Source organism: Duganella lactea, assembly GCF_009857505.1.
In the GTDB taxonomy this organism is placed as follows: domain Bacteria; phylum Pseudomonadota; class Gammaproteobacteria; order Burkholderiales; family Burkholderiaceae_D; genus Rugamonas; species Rugamonas lactea.
On the sequence record NZ_WWCP01000008.1, the window covers coordinates 112,222 to 129,478 of the forward strand.

The following is a 17,257-nucleotide window of genomic DNA, read 5'->3' on the forward strand; positions in this document are numbered from 1 at the left end:
AGGGAATCATCATGGCAAAACATAGCAAAAACATTCCACAGCGCGGCTTGCGCGTGGCCGATCAGATCCAGAAAGACCTGTCCGAACTGATCGTCTTTGAATTGAAAGACCCGCGGATCGGCATGATCACGCTGGCCGAGGTGCAGCTGACGCCGGACTACGCGCACGCGAAAATCTACTTCACCATGCTGAAGGACGATGCCGAGTCGGTCAAGAACACGCTGGCCGGCCTGCACGCCGCGTCGGGCTTCCTGCGCAATCAGCTGGGCAAGCGTCTGCACATTCATACGCTGCCGCAGCTGCACTTCGTGCACGACACCTCGGCCGCGCGTGGCATGGCGATGTCGGCGCTGATCGATCAGGCCAACAGCACCCGCTCGCTCGATGACGGCAAGGAAGACGGCGAAGCGTAATGAATCAAGCTCGTACCAAACGCGTCCGCGATCTGGTGGACGGCGTGCTGCTGCTCGACAAACCTGTCGGCCTGTCCAGCAACGACGCGCTGATCAAGGCCAAGCGCGTGCTCAACGCCAAGAAGGCCGGCCACACCGGCACCCTCGACCCGTTCGCCACCGGCCTGTTGCCGCTGTGCTTCGGCGAGGCCACCAAGTTCTCGCAGGACTTGCTGGAAGCCGATAAAAGCTACGACACCACCGTCCACCTGGGGCTGACCACCGACACCGGCGACACCGAAGGCCAGGTGCTGGAAACGCGCGACGTCAACGTCACGCTGGAGCAGATCCGCGCCGTGCTGGTGGGCTTTCGCGGCCCGATCAAGCAAGTGCCGCCAATGTATTCGGCGCTGAAACGCGACGGCAAGCCGCTGTACGAGTACGCCCGCGAAGGCATCACACTGGAGCGCGAGGCGCGTGACGTGGTGATCCACCAGCTGGAACTGATCGGCTACGAGGCGCCGTTCCTCAAGCTGTCGGTCACCTGCAGCAAGGGCACCTACATCCGCGTGCTGGGCGAGGACATCGGCAAGGCGCTGGGCTGCGGCGCGCATTTGAACGCGCTGCGCCGCACGCAGGTCGGCGAACTGAGCACCGAGCACATGATCACGCTGGAAGCGTTGAACGCGCACGCCGCGCCGCTGAGCTTGTTGTCGCCGGTGGACGCCTTGCTGTCCAGCTTCCCGGCGGTGCAGTTGAATGCCGAACTGGCCAAGCGCTTCCTCAACGGCCAGCGCCTGCCGCTGGGCAAGGAGCCGTCGATTGTGGTGCCGCCGACGCAGGGCAGGGTACGCGTCTATCTGGACGACAAACTGCTGGGCACCGCCATCCTCGGCGACTACAGCATCCTGGCGCCGGAGCGATTAATCGCATTTACTCCGCAATAAAGCGATGGAGTTGCATCGCAACATGCTATACTAGAGGGCTTAGCGCATGATTTGTGCGCATCTCGCAGTTTTTCCCCAAGATAACTACCATGACTACTAAACGCGCAATTCGCAATATTGCAATCATCGCCCACGTTGACCACGGCAAAACCACGCTGGTTGACCAACTGCTGCGCCAGTCCGGCACCTTCCGCGAAAACCAGGCGGTCGATACCCGCGTGATGGACTCGAACGACCTCGAAAAAGAGCGCGGCATTACGATTTTGTCGAAGAATTGCGCGGTTGAGTACGAAGGCACCCACATCAACATCGTCGACACCCCAGGCCACGCCGACTTCGGCGGCGAAGTCGAGCGCGTGCTGTCGATGGTGGACTCGGTGCTGCTGCTGGTGGACGCGCAAGAAGGCCCAATGCCACAGACCCGTTTCGTGACCCGTAAAGCACTGGCCCTGGGCCTGAAGCCTATCGTTGTCGTGAACAAAGTTGACCGTCCGGGCGCGCGCGCTGACTGGGCCATCAACCAGACCTTCGAACTGTTCGACAAACTGGGCGCCACCGATGAGCAGCTGGACTTCCCGATCGTCTACGCCTCGGGCCTGAACGGCTACGCCGGTCTGACCGAAGACGTGCGCTCGGGCGATATGAAGCCGCTGTTCGACGCCATCCTGGAACACGTGCCGGTCCGTGACGACAATCCGGAAGGCCCGCTGCAGATGCAAATCACCTCGCTGGACTACTCGTCCTACGTGGGCAAGATCGGCATTGGCCGCGTCAACCGCGGCACCATCAAGGTCGGCCAGGACGTTCTGGTCATCAATGGTCCAGGCGCCACCCCGATCAAAGGCCGCATCAATCAGGTGCTGAACTTCAAGGGCCTGGAGCGCGTACTGGTCGACGAAGCGGTTGCCGGCGACATCTGCCTGATCAACGGTATCGATGAAATCGGTATCGGCTCGACGCTGTGCGCGACCGACACCCCGGACCCGCTGCCGATGCTGACCGTCGACGAGCCAACCCTGACCATGAACTTCATGGTCAACAACTCGCCGCTGGCTGGCCGCGAAGGCAAGTTCGTCACCTCGCGTCAGCTGCGCGACCGTCTGGACAAAGAACTGAAGGCCAACGTCGCGCTGCGCGTTGCCGCCACCGACGACGACACCACCTTCGAAGTATCGGGTCGCGGCGAGCTGCACCTGACCATTCTGATCGAAAACATGCGTCGCGAAGGTTTCGAGCTGGCCGTGTCGCGTCCGCGCGTGGTGTTCAAGATGGTCGATGGCGTACGCCATGAGCCGTTCGAGCAACTGTCGGTCGACGTGGAAGAAGCCAACCAGGGCGGCGTCATGGAAGAGCTGGGCCGTCGTCGTGGCGACCTGCAAAACATGGAGTCGGACGGCAAAGGCCGTGTGCGGCTGGAATACCGTATTCCTGCGCGTGGCCTGATCGGCTTCCAGGGCGAATTCATGACCCTGACCCGCGGCACCGGCCTGATGTCGCACGTGTTCGACGCTTACGCGCCAGTCGACAACACCAAAGGCGAACTGGGCGGCCGTCGCAACGGCGTGCTGATCTCGCAGGACGACGGCGCCGCCGTGGCCTACGCGATCTGGAAACTGCAGGATCGCGGCCGTATGTTCGTGGTCCACAACGACCCGGTGTACGAAGGCATGATCATTGGTATCCACTCGCGCGACAACGATCTGGTGGTCAACCCGATCAAGGGCAAGCAGCTGACCAACGTGCGTTCGTCGGGTACCGACGAAGCGGTGCGCCTGGTGCCGCCGATCCAGATGTCGCTGGAATACGCCGTGGAATTCATCGACGACGACGAACTGGTGGAAATCACCCCGAAATCGATCCGTCTGCGCAAGCGTCACCTGAAAGAGCACGAGCGTAAGAAAGCTTCGCGCGAAGCGTAATTCACGCCGGATCGTCAGATCAAGAAGCCGCCTTCGGGCGGCTTTTTTCATTTGCGTTTTCGCTGCTGGTGGGTTACTTTGGTGCGAGGCAGCAAAACCGCATGGAGGCAGACCTTGAGCGACGACAAGCACCATTCCTGGCTGAACACCTGGCCCGGCCATCCCCTTAACCTGGCCCAGCAGGCGACCGATTACTGGGTCGATGCGGTCCAGCGCAGCGTCCTGTTCATGGACGTGCTGCGCCAACGTGGCGACGAGCGCAACCATCGCGCTGAGCAGACCGCGCCGCACGTGCTGACGTTTGAATTCGAGGTGGTGATGGATGGCCGTCACCTCGACCGTCCCGTCAACTACGGCCTGCTGCACATCCTGCAGCCGGACGGCATACAGCCGGACCCGACCAAGCGACCGTTCATCGTGTTCGATCCGCGCGCCGGTCATGGGCCCGGCATCGGCGGCATGAAGCACGACAGCGAGATCGGCGTGGTGCTCAAGGCCGGCCACCCCTGTTATTTCGTCGGCTTCACGCCGCATCCGATACCCGGCCAGACCATCGAGGACGTGTGCCGCGCCGAAGCCAGGTTCATCGCCAAGGTGGCCGAGTTGCATCCGCAGGCCGACGGCAAGCCGGCGCTGATTGGCAATTGCCAGGCCGGCTGGCAGATCATGATGACCAGCGCGCTCAATCCGGACCTGGTGGGGCCGCTGGTGCTGGCCGGCGCGCCGTTGTCTTACTGGGCCGGCGTGCGCGGCAAGAATCCGCTACGCTACCTCGGCGGCGTGCTGGGTGGCACCTGGATGACCGCGCTGGCGGGCGACCTCGGCAACGGTATTTTCGACGGCGCCTCGCTGGTCGAAAATTTCGAAAAGATGAATCCGTCGAATACGCTGTTCACCAAGAACTACAACGTCTATTCGAAGATCGATACCGAAGCGCAGCGCTTCCTCGACTTTGAAAAATGGTGGGGCAATCCGGTGCTGCTGAACGCCGGCGAGATGCAGTACATCGCCGATTCGCTGTTCGTCGGCAACCGCCTGAGCGACGCGGCGCTGCTCGACAGCGACGGCCACCGCATCGACCTGCGCAATGTGAAGTCGCCGATCGTGGTGTTCTGCTCGTGGGGCGACGACATCACGCCGCCACAGCAGGCGCTGGGCTGGGTGCTCGACCTGTACGAGGACGACGCGGCGCTGGTGGCTGGCGGCCAGACCATCATCTATTCCATGCACCAGAGCATCGGCCACCTGGGCATCTTTGTCTCGGCCTCGGTGGCCAACAAGGAGCACGAGGAATTCACGGCGGCGATGGACATGATCGACATCATGCCGCCGGGCCTGTACGAAGCGGTGTTCCTCGACAAGGACGAGGAAATGCTGCAAGCCGAGATCGCTTCCGGCGACCTCGCCGCCGGCGACTACGTGATGCGCTTCGAGCGTCGCAACCTGGACGCGCTGCGCGCGCTGGGCGGCAACGATGTCGCCGACGAGCGCCGCTTCGCCACGGTGGCGCGGGTGTCGGAAATCAACAAGGGCCTGTACCAGACCTTCGCCAGCCCGCTGGTCAAATCGCTGGTGACCGACGCCACCGCCGAGAAGCTGCGCGAGGCGCATCCGCTGCGCCTGCGGTACACCGCGTTCTCCAGCAAAAATCCGCTGTTGAACGGCATTCCTGCACTGGCCGAGAAGGTGCGCGCGCAGCGCAAGCCGGTCGCCAAGGACAACCTCTTCCTGCAAATGCAGGAGGCCTGGGCCAAGCAGATCGTTGACGGTCTCGACCGCTATCGCGACATGCGCGACCAGGCCACCGAGAATTTCTTCCTCGGCGTGTACGGTTCGCCGTTGCTGCAGGCCCTGGTGGGCTTGAGCACGGACGGTGGCAAGCCGCGCCGCATCGGCCGCGATATCGCGCGTGAGGCGGCGACCAGCGCCAACCGCGCGGCGGCGGCGCTGCGCACCAAGGAGGGCGGCGTGACGGAGGGGATTATCCGTGCGCTGCTGTACATCTTCCGCAGCCCGGAGATGAGCGCGGCCGATGAGCGCGCCTTCGCGGCGATGCGTCAGCTGCGTCTGCGCACCTCGGACGATCAGGAGATGAGCGTGACGCTGCTGAAGAAGATTCTGCGCGAGCAGTATCTGATTCTGCAGGTGAACGAGGCGGCGGCGCTGAGCGATCTGCCGCTGCTGCTGCCGGACGAGCCGGAAAGCCGCGCCGCCGCGCTGGGCATCGTGCGCCAGGTGGCGGGCGCCGCCGGCACGCTGAGCGGCGAGGCGGCGACGCGGCTGGAGCGCGTGGCGGCCATCTTCGCACCGCCGGCGCCGAAGCTGGCGGTGGTGCGCAAGAAGAAGGACGCATAAGAAGACGCTTAAGCGGCGTCGCGGCGCGTCTGCCGGAGCAGCGCGCCGCCGTTGATCTCGCCGACGGTGGCGCAGCCGGCCATCGCCATGCAGATTTCCAGTTCCTCGCGCAGCAGCTTGAGCATGTGCGCCACGCCCAGCGCGCCGGCCACGCTCAGCGCATACAGTTGCAGGCGGCCGATTGCCACCGCGTTGGCGCCCAGGGCCAGCGCCTTGAAGGCATCGCTGCCGGAGAGGATGCCACCGTCATACATCAGCGGAAAATCCGCGCCCACGGCGGCGCGCACGGCGGGCAGCACATCCAGTCCCGAAGGCGCGCCGTCGAGGCTGCGGCCGCCGTGGTTGGAGACGGCGATGCCGCTCACACCCGCGTCGCGCAGCGCCACCGCGTCATCCGGGTGCAGCACGCCTTTGACCCACACCGGCAGTTTGGTTTCGCGCATGATCCAGCGGATATCATCCCAGCTGGGCGCGCCGCGCATCGCGCCCTGGAAGAAGCGGCTTTCGCCGGGACCGTTGCCGGCGAAGCGCGGTGTGGTGTCGTAGCCGCGCAGGTTGACGTTGACACAGCCGGCCGGCATCTGGAACTGCGCCGCCTGGGCGCGGCGGTTGACCACCTGGATCGGCGCGTCGAGCGTCAGCACGATGGCGCGGTAGCCGGCCGCTTCGGCGCGGCGCAGCAGATGCAGCGTGTCGTCGCGGCGCGGCAGCAGGTAGAGTTGGAACCAGCGTTGTTGCGCGACGGCTTCTTCCAGCGGGAAGGTCGATTGGGTGCTGGCGATCATGCAGGTGTCGGTGGCGTCGGCGGCGCACGCGGAGTCGAGCTCGCCGTTGGCGTGGGCCAGCTTGTGAAAGCCGACCGGCGCCAGGAACAGCGGATGGGCATACGCCTCGCCGGCCAGCGTGATGCGCGTGTGGCCGTGGCCGACATCGCGCAGCAGGCGCGGGGTGATGGCCCACTGCCCGAACGCCGTCGCGTTGGCCGCCACGCTGTGTCCGTAACCGCTGCCGCCACTGATGTAGGCGAGGTGCGATGGCGGCAGGAAATGCGGCGCCAGCGCGGCGTAGTCCTGGGCGTTGCGGATGTCGGCGGGGATGGCATTGAGTGGCGGCGAGAGGGTGGGGGCGGACATAGTCGATCAATGGAAGGCTGCGGGATTTTGAGTATAGCCCGCCGCCCCGTTTTTCCATCGTTAAGCGATTTTCCCCAGCGGCTTGCGCATGAACACGCTGTACGGATCGTCCGGATAAGCGCCGTAAGGACCGCATTGCCGGAAGCCGATGCGGGCGTAAAAGGCCAGCGCTTCCGGCTGCGATGGCCCCGCCTCCAGCACCATGTCCGCGCAGCCGGCGCTGGCGGCGGCCTGTTCCAGCAACTGGAGCAGCCGGCCGGCGGCGCCGGTGCCGCGCGCGGCGGGGCGTACGTACATGCGCTTAATCTCGCCATACTCCGGCGTCAGCAGCACGGCGGCGCAGCCGATGGCGGCGCCGTCGCCATCGCGCGCCACGGCAAAGCGGACGTTGGGCGCCAGCAGCGAATGGATGTCCAGCGCGTAGACCGACTCGGCCGGGTAGAGGGCGTACAGATAGTCGTCCAGCTCGGCGATCAGCGTGTGCACGTCGGGCTGGTCTGGCGTTTCAAAAGTGATCATCATGGCAGGCATTATAGGCCTGGCCCGGCCAGTCGGGCCAGGCCGGCTTTTGCGCTATAATGTCGACCCTTTTCCGATTCCCGTAGTGGCCCCCATGACCATCACCGACCAGCCGACCGCCGACCAGGCACCTGTCGTGCCGAGCCGCCGCCTGTCCGTCGCGCCGATGATGGATTGGACCGACCGCCACTGCCGCGTGTTCCACCGCCACATCAGCAAGCACACCTGGCTGTACACCGAGATGGTGACCACCGGCGCGCTGGTCTATGGCGACGTCGAGCGTCATCTGCGCTTCAACGAGGAGGAGCACCCGGTCGCGCTGCAACTGGGCGGCAGCGATCCGGCCGACCTGGCCACCAGCGCCAAGCTGGGCGAGAAGTGGGGCTACGACGAGATCAACCTCAACTGCGGTTGCCCGTCCGAGCGGGTGCAGAAGGGCGCTTTCGGCGCCTGTCTGATGGCCGAGCCGCAACTGGTGGCCGACTGCGTGAAAGCGATGCGCGACGCGGTGTCGATCGACGTTACCGTCAAGCACCGCATCGGCATCGATGATGTGCAAAGCTATGACTTCGTCCGCGACTTCGTCGGCAAAGTGGCCGAGGCCGGCTGCAAGACCTTCATCGTCCACGCCCGCAACGCCATCCTCAAGGGCCTGTCGCCGAAGGAAAACCGCGAGATCCCGCCGCTCAAGTATGACTACGCTTACCAGCTCAAGCGCGACTTCCCTGACTTCGAAATCATCATCAACGGCGGCATCAAGACCGAGGCCGAGATCGATGAACACCTGCGGCACCTGGACGGTGTGATGCTCGGCCGCGAGGCCTATCACAATCCGTTCGTCATGGCCACCTTCGACCAGCGCTATTACGGCGACAGCCGCGCGCCGAAGACCCGCGAACAGGTGCTGGAAGCCATGGTGCCCTACATCCAGGCCCAACTGGCCCAGTACGGCCCGCTCGGCCTGAAGCTCAATTCCATCACCCGCCATATGCTCGGCATCATGACCGGCCTGCCCGGCGCGCGCGCCTTCCGCCAGACCCTGTCCGACTCCAAAAAGCTCGCCAACGGCGACGCTTTGCTGCTTCTCGAAGCCGCCGCCCGACTGCGTGTTACTACGTAGAAATACCTATCTTAGCTAACTTTCATTGGCTGTGGTGGCATTTCCACACAGAAAGTTCGTTTGCGTATTTTCCGGGCAGTAATTGCTTGCTCTGAGGCAAAATTTACATCTATAATTCCTGAATATACACACATATCCACCGACTTTCGTGGTGTATTGCGAGTCAAAAAAGCTACATGCAAGTTGCCGGTGGAGCGACATCTTTTGCATTCGCAGTCATTGTTTGCTACTGTCATGACTTATTACTTTGCAGCAAGGGTTTTGTTTGGGCGGCATCCTAAAAAATGACGCGGTCCAAGGCAACTTCTATTAACGGTGTTACTTAAGAAGAAGACGAAATGAATTTAGCAAAAATGAAGGTCGGTACGCGTCTGGGCCTCGGATTCGCCCTGGTGCTGTTATTCCTGATTGCCGTCACCGCGGTCGGCATCGTGCGCATGGCGCAGATTCAGGATCGTCTGGATCACGTGATCAGCGTGAACAACGTCGTGTCCCGCCTGGTGGTGGACATGCGCAACAACGTTTCCGAGCGCGTCAACTCGCTGCGCGTGCTGACCCTGATCGCCGATCCGGCCGACATGGAAACGGACATGAAGCGCAACAAGGAGCTGGCCACCAAGTACGCTGAATTCCAGGACAAGTTGAGCGCGCAGTTCGCGGTCGAAGCCACGCCCGAAGAGAAGACGCTGCTGGCCGCCGTCAAGGAAGGCGAGGCGCAGGCGATGCCGGCCATCGCCAAGGCATCGGAGCTGTGGCTGGCGGCCAAGCCGGAAGAGGCCACCCGCGTGCTGGTGAAGGAAATCCGCCCGGCGCAGAAAAAATGGATGGCCGCGCTGGAGCAACTGGGCGAGCTGGAAGACAAGATGAACGCGCAGATGCAGGTGGATGCCGCCAGCGGCTTCGCCAGCGCGCGCACCTTCATGATTGCCATGGGGCTGCTGGCGGTCGCTATTTCGGTGGCCGCGGCCCTGGTGATCACCCGCAGCCTGCAGAAACAGCTGGGCGGCGAACCGGACTACACCGCCTCGATCGCTGGTGCGATCGCCGGCGGCGACCTGTCGATCTCGATCAACACCACCGGCGCCGACAAGAACAGCCTGGTGGTCGAGATGCGTGAGATGCGCAACAGCCTGCGTGACATCGTCAGCCAGGTGCGCACCGGCACCGAGACCATCGGCACCGCCTCGCGTGAAATCGCCGCCGGCAACGTCGATCTGTCGTCGCGTACCGAAATGCAGGCGTCGTCGCTGGAGAAAACCGCGTCGGCCATGGACGAACTGACCTCGACAGTGAAACAGAACGCCGACAACGCCCGTGAAGCCAACCAGCTGGCCTCGGTCGCATCGGATGTGGCGGTCAAGGGCGGCCAGGTGGTGTCGGAAGTGGTCGACACCATGAGCTCGATCGACGCGTCGGCCAAGAAGATTGTCGACATCATCGGCGTTATCGATGGGATCGCCTTCCAGACCAACATCCTGGCGCTGAACGCCGCCGTGGAAGCGGCCCGCGCCGGTGAGCAAGGCCGCGGTTTCGCGGTGGTGGCGTCGGAAGTGCGCAACCTGGCGCAGCGCAGCGCCGCGGCGGCCAAGGAAATCAAGGTCCTGATCGATGACTCGGTCGAGAAGGTCGGCGCCGGCACCAAGCTGGTCGGCCAGGCCGGTGTGACGATGGACGAGGTGGTCACCTCGGTGCGCCGCGTGACCGACATCATGAGTGAAATCGCCAACGCCAGCCAGGAACAGAGCGCTGGTATTGCCCAGGTCAACCAGTCCATCATCGAGATGGACAGCATGACCCAACAGAATGCCGCGCTGGTGGAAGAAGCCGCCGCCGCAGCACAAAGCTTGCAAGATCAGGCTGGCGAGTTGGCTCGCGTGGTCAGCATCTTCAAGCTGGTGGAAGGTGAGGAGCGCGCCGCGGTAGTGGCCGCGCCGGCGCCAGCCGCCAAGGTGGCAGTGGTCAAACCGATCAAACCGATCGCCGCCGCCCGCGCTCCGGTGAAGAAACTGGCGGTGAAAGCCACGCCAGCACCCGCACCCGCAGCCAAACCGAAGAAAGTCGCCACGGCAGCAGCCAGCACCGCCGCCAGCGACGAGTGGGAAGAGTTCTAAAAATCTTTGCCGCAGTCTGCCGTCCGCCCTTGTGGACCCATGGCCCGCTGTGGAGTTCGTTTAACCAGTACCTAAAAACAAATTGTTGGGAAATCGCATAATGAACAAATCTGTAATCGCCGCTGTCCTGCTGTCCGCCGCCACCTCGGCGTTCGCCGCTGAAGTGCCTGCCTCGCTGAACGACAAGAACTGCAAGGCGGAATATCCGAAAGCCTCGCTGATGAACGAAGAGCAAGGCGACGTGACCATGGCCTTCCTGGTCGGCACCGACGGCAGCGTGGTGGACTCCAAAGTGGAAAAATCGAGTGGCTACAAAAACCTGGACAAGGCAGCCCTGAAAGCGCTGAGCGCCTGCAAGTTCAAGCCCGGCTCCAAGGACGGCGCCGTGGCCCAGACCTGGACCAAGGTCGACTATAGCTGGAAGCTGTAATTCGTCTCAAACGGGCCATGCATGGGCATGGCCTGCACGCGTGATGCATACCACTTTGGGGAAATCAGATGTCTAAAAATAAGCGTTGGTTGAGTGTGATGGCGGCGGTGTTGGTGTCGGCTGCGCCGGTAGCGTTTGCCGCCGAGGTGCCAGCGGCGTTTGATGCGAAAACCTGCAAGGCCGAATATCCGAAAGCGTCCCTGATGAATGAAGAGCAGGGCACGGTCTCGATGTCCTTCCTGGTGAAGGTCGATGGCAGCGTGGCCGATTCGAAAGTCGATAAAAGCAGCGGCTTCAAGAATCTGGACAAGGCCGCCATCAAGGCGCTGAGCGCCTGCAAATTCAAGCCGGGCACCAAGGATGGCGCGCCGGCCGAAACCTGGACCAAAGTGGACTACGCCTGGAAGCTGGACTGATCTGGTCCGCGCGTGCCGGAACAAAAAAAGGAACCGTGTCGCGGTTCCTTTTTTTTCGCGTGTATTTTTCGCGGGTATTGCGAGTGTAATAAACTGTAATGGCGCGCGAACGGCGCCGCGCTTCCTTATATAGTACGATCTCGTATGAGGAGAACCGTCATGAAAACTATCGTTGTCGCCATTGCCGCGCTGGCGGCACTCACCGGCTGCGCCACGCAGCGGCCGTACTACACCGCCGCCCCACGCGCGCACGACCCTTATCAATGGCATACCGTCGAGGTGCTGCCGGCGGGATCGACCGTGCAGTCCGGTACCTGGACCGAGGAGTTGCCGCCACAGTCGCAGTCGCGTGTGGTGTATAGCACCGAGCCGGTTTACAGCACCTCGACCACCACCTACGTCAGCGCGCCCGTGTATTACCAGCCGGCTCCGGTCTACTACCAGCCTGCGCCCGTGTATTACTCGCCGTATTACTACCCGCCGGTGTCTTTAAGCCTGGGATTTTCCTATAGCCGCTGGTGCTGCGGCGGCGGCCGTTGGGGTGGACGCGGCGGCTATCGTCACCGTTAAGGCTGAAAACTTCGTCATTCCCGCGCAGGCGGGAATCCATAGAGCGCATGCCGCTCAACTTCAGTATGGGGCCCGGCCTGCGCCGGGACGACGTTGCGGCAGGTTAGCGCAGCGTGTAGATTGAAGCCTTGCTCAGTACGTTCTCCGAACACAGTTCATAGGTCGAGGCGCCAGCCAGCATAATCAGCAAAGCGCCTACTGCGACGTTGATATAGCGTGCCATGACGGCCTCCTGAAAAGAGATGTGATGCGTCCAGAATAATGCAGGCCCGGTGCCTGCGGCATCAGCCAACTGTCCGCCGATATGTAGGACAACAGCTCATCTCTATCTTTTCGCCAACTTTTACTTGGTTTTCCACAGCGTGACCGGGTTGGCCGGCGCGGTGTCCAGCGCGTTGGAGCGTTCCAGCCATTGCTGCAAACGATCCGGCTGTTTCAGGTGGATGCCCATGCCGTCGATGATGCCGACCTGCTCCAGCATGCTGGCGTTCATCTTGGCTTTGGACACGGTGGGCGCGCCCATCACCATGCGGTCATAGGCCTTGCGGGCCTTGTTTTCCCACTTGTGCAGACTGCTTTCATCGAAGCGGTTGCTTTCAAAGTAGATGGTCAGCGTGCCATCCGGGTTGCCGTAGCCGACAATCCCCGCCCCCATGCGGATGGTGGCGTTGCCGCCGGCGTCAAACGTCTCCGAGGGAACGAACACGCCGGCACGGCCATCGATGTCCGGGCGGCCGATGGGCGTATCTTTGCTATACGTGGTGACTTCAATAATCGGTTTTTCTTGTGACATGGACTTATGCGGGGTTAGGGGATAAGCTGGGCTGGAACGCTTTGCATTGGAACGCTTTGCATTGGAATGCAAACGAGCGTTCTATTGTAGCGGTAATGTAGTTCCGATGGGCAATTAATGTAGACGAAATGTTGCATACTTACATAACTGTAAGGAGACTGCGGTATAGTTGCCAGGATGATAGTTAGCGGAGGAGGGTATGTCATTGCATCAGGGATTGAGCGTCTTCATCATCGACGACAATGAAATGACTCGCGGTCTGTTGCGGGCGATCATTCAGGGCGATGCATACGATGTGGTGGGCGACGCCGGCACCGCCGAGGCGGCGCGCACCCGGCTACGTTCGCTGCAGGTCGACATCGTCTGTCTGGATGTGGTGATGCCCGGTGGCGATGGCCTGGAACTGTTGAACTGGATCAGCGAAAAGTATCCGAAGACGTCGGTACTGATGGTGACGGCCAGCACCGATCGCCGCACCGTGGAGCACGCGCTGCGCAACGGCGCCAAAGGCTACATCGTCAAACCCTTCAATCCCGGTACCGTGATGGACGCGCTGAATAAAATCGGCGCCCAAGTCAAAGCCCAGCGTGCCGCCGCCAGGATTTAGAGATAACGCACAAATGCCGCAGTGGCGCTGACGCTGGCGACAGCGAAGCCCGCCATGCGCCACGTGAGCTGGTACACGGCGTCGGAAAGTTCTGCCTTGGTGACGAAGTTCTCCACGGCGTGGGCCTGGAAGGCCAGCAAGTTGGCTTGCAAGGCTTGCTGATTGCTGGCGAGGACGTCGACCTTGCCACTCAGGGTGGCGAGTTCTTCTTTCGTAGCGTAATTGCTCTTGATTATATCCAGGTCTGCCTTGACGGTAGCGAGTTCTTCTTTTGTGGTGTAATTATTCTTGATCACGGCCAGATCTTCCTTGACGCTGGAGAGATCTTCCTTGGTGGCGTAATTACTCTTGATCACGGCCTGGTCTTCCTTGATGCCGGCGAGATCTTCCTTGGTGGCGTAGTTGGATTTGATGATCTCAACCGCTGTGATGAGCTGGTTCATGGTCACAGCCTCTATTCTTGACGGAACTGGGTCATCATCTGGCCGCTTTGATTCGTTGTCAAGCAAGCTCCTATGTGGCATGGCGGTCTCCTCATTATGATCGAGACAGCGTAACGGCTGTCGCGCCAGGTTGGATGGAGGTGCATCAACAAGGTGGCTGAAACGCAAAAAGCCCAGTCCGGAGACTGGGCTTTTCACTTAATTCTTGGGGTGGCTGATGGGGCTCGAACCCACGACAACAGGAATCACAATCCTGGACTCTACCAACTGAGCTACAGCCACCGCTGTTTTGTTATCCAGCTAGTGCTGAACAACGAGCCAGAATTATACAAGCCTGTTCCGATTCCTGCAAATTTAATTTCAGCATCTTTTCGATGCCCGAGCACTGGCTTAAACCGCCATCTTTTCCACGGCGGGCTGCAAACCGAGCAAATCGTTGAAGGCTTGGCGCAACGCCGCCGGGTCGCCGCTGGTGTAGCCGTGCAGCGTGGCGTCCGGTTTCAGCTCCGGCCGCAACAGGCCGGCCGCCTCCAGCAAGCGGCCCAGCTGGCGCGCCACGGCGTCGCCGGTATCGATCAGCGTCACCGCGTCGCGCCCGTGCGTGTGCAGCACGCGTTCGATGCCGGCTGTGACGAAAGGGTAGTGGGTGCAGCCGAGCACCAGCGTATCGGCGCCCTGGTCCAGCAGCGGCGCTACATACTTTTCCAGCATGGCGTCTATGGCCGGCGCCCGCAGGTCGCCTTTTTCGATTTCATCGACCAGACCGACCGCCGGCTGCAGCAGGAACTCGGCCCGCGTCGCCTCGCTGATCTGCGTGCGCAGTTGCAGGAACTTTTCGCCCTTGAGCGTGCGCGCCGTCGCCAGCACGCCGACCTTGCCGTTGCGCGAGGCCGCCGCCGCCGGCTTCAGGCCAGGCTCGACGCCCACCACCGGCAGATCGGTGTACCGCATGCGCACCGCCTTGATGGCGGCGACGGTGGCGGTATTGCACGCCACCACCAGCGCCTTGGCGCCGTGCGACAGCAAAAAATCGGTCACCGCCAGCGCGCGCTCGACGACGTACTCCTCGGTCTTGTCGCCATACGGCGCGTGGCCGGAGTCGGCCACATAGATCAGATGCTCGTTCGGGTACTGCGCGCGGATATGGCGCAGCACCGACAGTCCGCCCACGCCGGAATCGAAGACGCCGATGGGGGCGGCGGGCGGGCGGACGTTGAGCATCAGGCGGTCACGACAGGCACGTTCAGTTGCTCGATGCGCGTCTTCCATTCTGCCGGACCGGTGTTGTGCACCGAGGTGCCCTGCGAATCGACCGCCACCGTCACCGGCATATCGACCACGTTGAACTCGTAGATCGCTTCCATGCCCATGTCGGCAAAGCCCAGCACTTTCGATTCCTTGATGGCTTTCGACACCAAGTAGGCCGAGCCGCCCACCGCCATCAGGTAAGCCGACTGGTGCTTCTTGATCGACTCGATCGCCGCCGGGCCGCGCTCGGCCTTGCCGATCATCGCGATCAGACCGGTTTTCTCCAGCATCATGTCGGTGAACTTGTCCATGCGGGTGGCGGTGGTGGGACCGGCCGGGCCGACCACTTCATCGCGCACCGGATCGACCGGGCCGACGTAGTAGATGACGCGGTTCTTGAAGTCCACCGGCAGCTCTTCGCCGCGCGCCAGCATGTCCTGAATGCGCTTGTGCGCGGCGTCGCGGCCGGTCAGCATCTTGCCGTTCAACAGCAGCGTCTGGCCAGGCTTCCACGAGGCGACTTCCTCCTTGGTCAGCGTGTCCAGGTTGACGCGTTGCGACTTCTCGGTGTCCGGCGCCCACGACACGTCCGGCCAGGTCGACAGCGGTGGCGGCGTCATGTAGGCCGGGCCCGAGCCGTCCAGCACGAAGTGGCCGTGGCGGGTGGCGGCGCAGTTCGGGATCATGGCGACCGGCTTCGAGGCGGCATGGGTCGGGTGCATCATGATCTTGACGTCCAGCACCGTGGTCAGGCCGCCCAGGCCCTGCGCGCCGATGCCCAGCGCATTGATCTTGTCGCACAGTTCGATACGCAGTTCTTCCAGCTTGTTCTGCGGACCGCGCTGTTTGAGCTCGTACATGTCGATGTCTTCCATCAGCACTTCCTTGGCCATCAGCATGGCCTTCTCGGCGGTGCCGCCGATGCCGATGCCCAGCATGCCCGGCGGGCACCAGCCGGCGCCCATGGTCGGCACGGTTTTCAGCACCCAGTCGATCAGCGAATCGGACGGATTCATCATGATCATCTTCGACTTGTTTTCCGAGCCGCCGCCCTTGGCCGCCACTTTGACGTCGACCGTGTTGCCCTCGACCAGCTCCATGTGGACCACGGCCGGCGTGTTGTCCTTGGTGTTCTTGCGGTCGAAATGCGGGTCGGCGACGATCGAGGCGCGCAGCTTGTTGTCATCGTAGTTGTAGGCGCGGCGCACGCCCTCGTTGACGGCGTCGGTGACGGTGCCGGTGAAGCCCTCGAAGCGCACGCCCATGCCGATCTTCAGGAAGACGTTGACGATGCCGGTGTCCTGGCAGATCGGACGCTTGCCCTCGGCGCACATGCGCGAGTTGGTCAGGATCTGCGCGATGGCGTCTTTCGCCGCCGGGCTTTGCTCGTGCTCGTAGGCGCGGGCCAGGTGCTCGATATAGTCAGCCGGGTGGTAGTAGCTGATGTACTGCAGTGCGGCGGCAACGGATTCAATCAGGTCTTCTTGCTTTATGATGGTCATGATGTTCTCGCGTGAGGGGGGGCTTAATGGTGTTTCGAATCGTGGTGCGTGATGGTCGTCAGGCGGTCGGTATAGGCGATGGCCATGGCCGACAGCAGGAACACCACGTGAATGGCGGTCTGCGCGATGATGACTTCCGACGGGTACGAGGCGGCGTTGATGAAGGTCTTCAGCAGATGGATCGACGAAATGCCGATGATCGCCATCGCCAGCTTGGTCTTGAGCACCGAGGCGTTGACGTGCGACAGCCACTCCGGTTGGTCCGGATGGGTGTCGAGGTTCATGCGCGAGACGAAGGTTTCATAGCCGCCGATGATGACCATCACCAGCAGGTTGGAAATCATCACCACGTCGATCAGGCCGAGCACCACCAGCATGATGGTGGTTTCGTTGAGTTTCTCCGGCAACGGCGAGTTTGGCACGGCGACGGCCTGGATGATGTGCTGCAGCGCGGCGTCGTTGCCGAAGGCGGCGCCGATCAGGTCTTTCAGCTCGACCCAGAAATGGAATACATACACGCATTGCGCCAGAATCAAGCCGAGATACAGCGGCAACTGCAGCCAGCGGGTCATAAAGATAAAAGCGGGCAAAGGGCGCAGCTTAGGTTTAGGCTCGGTCATTATCGGCAAAACTCCAGGAAATAAGGCAGACTAGAAAACTGCCGACATTTTACACGCGCCGCCGGGCGACCGCATCGGTGGGCTGCATTGAAATATTGGTAAAATCAATTGGCAGGCCATCCTCCGCCGGGA

Annotated in this window: 17 protein-coding genes and 1 tRNA gene; 10 read left to right on the forward strand and 8 right to left on the reverse strand. The window is 62.2% G+C overall.

All coding sequences use genetic code 11. The annotated features are described in order from the left end of the window. Positions 1-11 precede the first annotated feature (11 nt). The 4 genes from rbfA (at position 12) to GTP44_RS09580 (ending at position 5,613) form a co-directional block, all read left to right on the forward strand. Positions 12-413, forward strand: a complete 402-nt coding sequence (rbfA, locus tag GTP44_RS09565; protein ID WP_160990985.1) for a 30S ribosome-binding factor RbfA — start codon at positions 12-14, stop codon at positions 411-413. Beyond that, positions 413-1,339, forward strand: coding sequence for a tRNA pseudouridine(55) synthase TruB (truB, locus tag GTP44_RS09570; protein ID WP_161019253.1), 927 nt, complete (start codon positions 413-415; stop codon positions 1,337-1,339). The genes rbfA and truB overlap by 1 nt, the downstream gene beginning before the upstream one ends. A gap of 89 nt (positions 1,340-1,428) precedes the next feature. Next, entirely contained in the window at positions 1,429-3,258 is a 1,830-nt protein-coding gene (typA, locus tag GTP44_RS09575) for a translational GTPase TypA (protein ID WP_160990987.1), read from the forward strand. Positions 3,259-3,372: 114 nt separating this feature from the next. Then, complete coding sequence (locus GTP44_RS09580; protein WP_161019254.1) at positions 3,373-5,613, forward strand: DUF3141 domain-containing protein; 2,241 nt, start codon at positions 3,373-3,375, stop codon at positions 5,611-5,613. Between the two features lie 8 nt (positions 5,614-5,621). On the opposite strand, the gene GTP44_RS09585 is transcribed toward GTP44_RS09580, so the two are convergent. Together GTP44_RS09585 and GTP44_RS09590 are read right to left on the reverse strand one after the other, a co-directional pair. Beyond that, on the reverse strand, positions 5,622-6,746 hold the full coding sequence (locus tag GTP44_RS09585) for an alpha-hydroxy acid oxidase (protein WP_161019255.1): 1,125 nt from the start codon (positions 6,744-6,746) through the stop codon (positions 5,622-5,624). Positions 6,747-6,806: 60 nt separating this feature from the next. After that, positions 6,807-7,268 carry a GNAT family N-acetyltransferase gene (locus GTP44_RS09590; RefSeq protein WP_161019256.1) on the reverse strand — a complete coding sequence of 154 codons (462 nt, stop codon included), beginning with the start codon at positions 7,266-7,268 and terminating at the stop codon, positions 6,807-6,809. A 91-nt stretch (positions 7,269-7,359) separates the two neighbouring features. On the opposite strand from GTP44_RS09590, the gene dusA reads away from it, so the two are divergent. The 5 genes from dusA (at position 7,360) to GTP44_RS09615 (ending at position 11,912) form a co-directional block, all read left to right on the forward strand. Beyond that, positions 7,360-8,385 carry a tRNA dihydrouridine(20/20a) synthase DusA gene (gene dusA / locus GTP44_RS09595; RefSeq protein ID WP_161019257.1) on the forward strand — a complete coding sequence of 342 codons (1,026 nt, stop codon included), beginning with the start codon at positions 7,360-7,362 and terminating at the stop codon, positions 8,383-8,385. Between the two features lie 338 nt (positions 8,386-8,723). Continuing rightward, entirely contained in the window at positions 8,724-10,496 is a 1,773-nt protein-coding gene (locus GTP44_RS09600; protein WP_229256517.1) for a methyl-accepting chemotaxis protein, read from the forward strand. 100 nt (positions 10,497-10,596) lie between these two features. Beyond that, the gene (locus GTP44_RS09605; protein WP_160990992.1) at positions 10,597-10,926 is read left to right on the forward strand and encodes an energy transducer TonB; all 330 of its coding nucleotides are present in this window, start codon (positions 10,597-10,599) and stop codon (positions 10,924-10,926) included. Between the two features lie 68 nt (positions 10,927-10,994). Further along, the gene (locus tag GTP44_RS09610; RefSeq protein ID WP_160990993.1) at positions 10,995-11,342 is read left to right on the forward strand and encodes an energy transducer TonB; all 348 of its coding nucleotides are present in this window, start codon (positions 10,995-10,997) and stop codon (positions 11,340-11,342) included. Positions 11,343-11,501: 159 nt separating this feature from the next. Then, positions 11,502-11,912, forward strand: a complete 411-nt coding sequence (locus GTP44_RS09615) for a hypothetical protein (RefSeq protein WP_161019258.1) — start codon at positions 11,502-11,504, stop codon at positions 11,910-11,912. A gap of 343 nt (positions 11,913-12,255) precedes the next feature. Here GTP44_RS09615 and GTP44_RS09620 read toward each other — a convergent pair whose 3' ends face one another. Beyond that, positions 12,256-12,705 (reverse strand): hypothetical protein, encoded by a 450-nt coding sequence (locus GTP44_RS09620; RefSeq protein ID WP_160990995.1) that lies wholly within the window; start codon positions 12,703-12,705, stop codon positions 12,256-12,258. A gap of 199 nt (positions 12,706-12,904) precedes the next feature. Here GTP44_RS09620 and GTP44_RS09625 point away from each other — a divergent pair, with 199 nt between their 5' ends. Next, entirely contained in the window at positions 12,905-13,312 is a 408-nt protein-coding gene (locus tag GTP44_RS09625) for a response regulator (protein ID WP_160990996.1), read from the forward strand. On the opposite strand, the gene GTP44_RS09630 is transcribed toward GTP44_RS09625, so the two are convergent. The 5 genes from GTP44_RS09630 to GTP44_RS09650 all read right to left on the reverse strand — a co-directional run bounded on the left by GTP44_RS09630 (position 13,309) and on the right by GTP44_RS09650 (position 17,125). Beyond that, the gene (locus GTP44_RS09630) at positions 13,309-13,755 is read right to left on the reverse strand and encodes a hypothetical protein (protein ID WP_161019259.1); all 447 of its coding nucleotides are present in this window, start codon (positions 13,753-13,755) and stop codon (positions 13,309-13,311) included. The genes GTP44_RS09625 and GTP44_RS09630 overlap by 4 nt on opposite strands. Before the next feature lie 206 nt (positions 13,756-13,961). Beyond that, positions 13,962-14,037 (reverse strand) — tRNA-His (locus tag GTP44_RS09635). A gap of 108 nt (positions 14,038-14,145) precedes the next feature. Then, entirely contained in the window at positions 14,146-14,976 is an 831-nt protein-coding gene (gene murI / locus GTP44_RS09640) for a glutamate racemase (protein ID WP_161019260.1), read from the reverse strand. After that, positions 14,976-16,505, reverse strand: a complete 1,530-nt coding sequence (locus tag GTP44_RS09645; protein WP_160990998.1) for a fumarate hydratase — start codon at positions 16,503-16,505, stop codon at positions 14,976-14,978. The genes murI and GTP44_RS09645 overlap by 1 nt, the downstream gene beginning before the upstream one ends. A 23-nt stretch (positions 16,506-16,528) precedes the next feature. Then, complete coding sequence (locus tag GTP44_RS09650; RefSeq protein WP_161019261.1) at positions 16,529-17,125, reverse strand: TIGR00645 family protein; 597 nt, start codon at positions 17,123-17,125, stop codon at positions 16,529-16,531. Positions 17,126-17,257: the final 132 nt, after the last annotated feature.